The following is a 2,507-nucleotide window of genomic DNA, read 5'->3' on the forward strand; positions in this document are numbered from 1 at the left end:
GTTTGCGTCATGATATAAACATTATCCGAACTGACCAACGAAGCATTCTGCTTAGGGCTTAGTTCCAAAGACTTTAACTCATCCATATGTGAAGGTAATACAGTGTAGGTTTCGCCAGAGTAGTAGTTAGTATTCTCACCTAGATAATCAACGAGCAGTTCGTAAGGCTTTAAAGCAGGGTTGATCAAAACTGCCTTCAGAGAGGAGCCCGGCAAAGAGTACCTCTCAAGCAAGTGCATACTGTAATAAGCACCAAGCGAGCTACCAATGAATCCGAGCAGATTCTGTACACCAATGCTTTCAATCAGCTTGTCTACCAGAGCAATCGCTTCGCGTGGCGATGGGGGGAGTTTTGGAATTTCTAAACGAAGCCCAGGGCATTGTCGCTCAAAATAAGCCTTGCATAACTGGGCTTTGTGAGACTGTGGTGAACTATTGAAACCATGTAAATAAATAACAGACTTCAATAGCCATTACTCTCGAGATCTAAATTAAACTGAAAATCTTCAGCTCTTGAAACTTTTGACTCTAAACGACCGTCGTCAAATAACTTTAGCCATCGGTAACCAGGCGCTATCGCTTCTACACCAAAATCATGGGACTTCGGAGTAAATTGAATACAGGTTGAAGGCGTCGCCAGCAGCTGAACACCTTTACGCGTTTCAGAAAACTCTTGATGAATATGCCCCCAGAGTACCGCTCTGACATTGTCATAGCGGTCAACGATATCGAAAAACTGATCTCGATTATGCAAACCAATCTTATCCAGCCAGGTACTGCCGATATCAACCGGATGGTGATGAAAGCTAATTAAGGTATGAAGATCGGGGCGTTCAGACAAGCACCGCTCTAGAAAGGCTAAATCATCATCTCGTAACATGCCATGTACGGCACCTGTTACAGACGAATCTAATAAAATAATTTGCCAATTGCCAACACGTAGCAAGCGCTCCGTCTCGACCCCGTGACCCAAGGCCTCAGCCATAATGCCACGGTCATCATGATTCCCAGAGAACCAACGGCTGGGAGCGTTAAAGCCTTCAATTTGAGTTTGGAAGTAGTGATAGGCTTCAAGACTTGCATCCTGTGCAATATCGCCCGTCGCCAAAACGTAATCCGGGCTTGGACAAAAGCTCGCAGCTATATCAGCTTCAACTTTATCAAGCACCGCAACAAGGCTTTCGCGTGTCACCACACCAAGCAAGTCACTTTCAGCATCCTTTGTGAGGTGGCAATCACTTATTTGAAGGAGGTTAATCACAGCGCCCCCTGCACTGACATGACTCGACATTTTCGTTCGGCTCTTTCTGTTATCTAAATCGCTGATCTGACAATCTCAATTCCAATTTGACCCGGCACACTGAGACTCACTCCTTCAGAGAACCGATCTGCAATACGCTTTATCCATAGATTCACTAAACTTTTCGCAGATTAACTAGATAAGTTAGCTCAATATTGCAGTTTGGAAATGATGATGACGCTTTGTTTTAGTGTTTTCATACTAAGGTATGAATTTTTTGTTACGCGCGTCTCAGATATTAGCGTTAATAAAGACAAACAGTCTGATAAGACTTTCACACTTTCTGATGGGTAAACGGACTCTCGTCGCAACATCCATAAGAAATACAGAAATTCAGCCATTCCGTCAGAAAAGTATTCATCTGACTTTTTTCATCGGGCAAGTGCATTTTTTGATTTGGGTAGATATTTACACCCTGAGCTAACTGGCGGCCATCGCGAGCTATCACTTCAGCGACACCCGCATCATGATATAAACGCACCGTAAGCTTGGGGTTGTTCACCCACTTCCCTGCCGCTGCGGTTTGTTCAAGCAAAAAAGTATCGGTATATTTACAAGACTCAACAAGCGTCATATGTACTTGCCCAACGTAAGACATGCCGTTATGTAAGCTGAAGCGAATCCGTTCAACATCGCCCATCATTCGAATCAAACGAATTAGGCGGTTATAGTTGCTTTCAAAGGTCGCGCCAAGCTGAACCAAGTCGGGGACATACTTTTTACGCATTAAAATAATACTCTCCCCTTAGTCTAGCGCCACTGCTCTCGCAAGCGTTCCCGGTTTAAGGCCAGCCATTGAAGCCCCATAATAGCGGCAGCATTGTTAATGGTGCCATTTTCGACCAATTTATAAGCTGCTTCAAAGTCTAGGCAGTGTACCTTGATATCTTCATCTTCTTCAGCAAGACCAAACACGCCACCAACACCTTGAACACTGACTTTAGCACAGTAGAGATAGACCTTCTCTGTAGTGCCGCCCGGCGAGACCAAGTATTCACAAATTTTTTCAAGTTCGCCTAATTCCAGGCGCGCCTCCTCTTGCGCTTCTCTGCGTGCAACATTCTCCGGGTGCTCGCCCTCATCATTCATCCCTGCAACCAACTCCAGCAACCAGGGTGATTGATCCTCGAGTATTGCGCCCGGCCTGAATTGTTCCAGCAGCACAACTTTGTCTTCCATTGGGTCGTAGGGAATAACGCAAGTGGCA

4 protein-coding genes are annotated in these 2,507 nt (G+C 45.2%); all 4 read right to left on the reverse strand.

Features of this window, described 5'->3' with window-relative positions; all coding sequences use genetic code 11:
* The coding region (locus A3763_RS06510; protein ID WP_068759955.1) for a YqiA/YcfP family alpha/beta fold hydrolase at positions 1 to 467 on the reverse strand (467 nt) is incomplete at its 3' end.
* Positions 464 to 1,291, reverse strand: a complete 828-nt coding sequence (cpdA, locus tag A3763_RS06515) for a 3',5'-cyclic-AMP phosphodiesterase (protein WP_068508155.1) — start codon at positions 1,289 to 1,291, stop codon at positions 464 to 466. The genes cpdA and A3763_RS06510, both read right to left, overlap by 4 nt.
* Positions 1,292 to 1,574: 283 nt before the next feature.
* Positions 1,575 to 2,027 (reverse strand): DUF1249 domain-containing protein, encoded by a 453-nt coding sequence (locus A3763_RS06520; protein ID WP_068508158.1) that lies wholly within the window; start codon positions 2,025 to 2,027, stop codon positions 1,575 to 1,577.
* A gap of 23 nt (positions 2,028 to 2,050) precedes the next feature.
* Positions 2,051 to 2,507, reverse strand: a 457-nt coding sequence (locus A3763_RS06525) for an NUDIX domain-containing protein (RefSeq protein WP_082880402.1), incomplete at its 5' end; no start/stop codon positions are given.

This window comes from Oleiphilus sp. HI0128 (assembly GCF_001635365.1).